Raw genomic sequence first — 606 nt, 5'->3', positions numbered from 1 at the left:
CACTCAACAATTGAGCAAAAACCCGCTCTTGTTCATTAACTTTAGGGCTTATATTAATCCCATTGACCAAATCAACAGCCCGCCGTAAATCCCCCTCAACCTGTTGCAAAGCAATCGCCACCCGCCGCTGCGCAACCGGCTCCATCTTCGCCAACTTCAACAACTGCGCTTGGTTATCCGCCAATGCCGTCCCCCGCAAAACAGAGCGCAACTCCGGCTGTAAATGCTGGGCAATACGGTTGAGGAGTTTCACCGATTCCTTCGATAAACCAATCCTATCGGCAACATGTGTGGCAAAGTGCAAACTTTGCATTTTGCCATTTAAGTCACCATCATTTGGCAAAGGGTAATGTTTACCCTTTGCCACTTTGTCCTTTGTATATTGATTACCGTAGTCCCCACCACGCTTAATTTCCCCATACTTCTTTTCCCACAATTCGCGGTAAGTCTGCACAAAAAGCGCACGGTCAATCACTGATAATTCATTGCGAAACAAATTCTCTGCCACTTCTAAAAGCGCAGCATTGTCCTTATCAGCCTGCACCACAACGGCATCAATGTCACTATAGCCCAAAAGCTCCGCAGCACGAAGCCGGTGCGCACCAG

Annotated in this window: 1 protein-coding gene; it reads right to left on the bottom strand. The window is 48.2% G+C overall.

The features are described 5' to 3' along the window. Window positions 1–606, bottom strand: a 606-nt coding sequence (locus PVV65_RS09920; RefSeq protein WP_273790047.1) for a ParB/RepB/Spo0J family partition protein, incomplete at both ends; no start/stop codon positions are given.

This window comes from Bartonella sp. ML70XJBT (assembly GCF_028618425.1).
GTDB lineage: Bacteria > Pseudomonadota > Alphaproteobacteria > Rhizobiales > Rhizobiaceae > Bartonella.
This window is presented reverse-complemented; position numbering and strand designations above follow the sequence as displayed.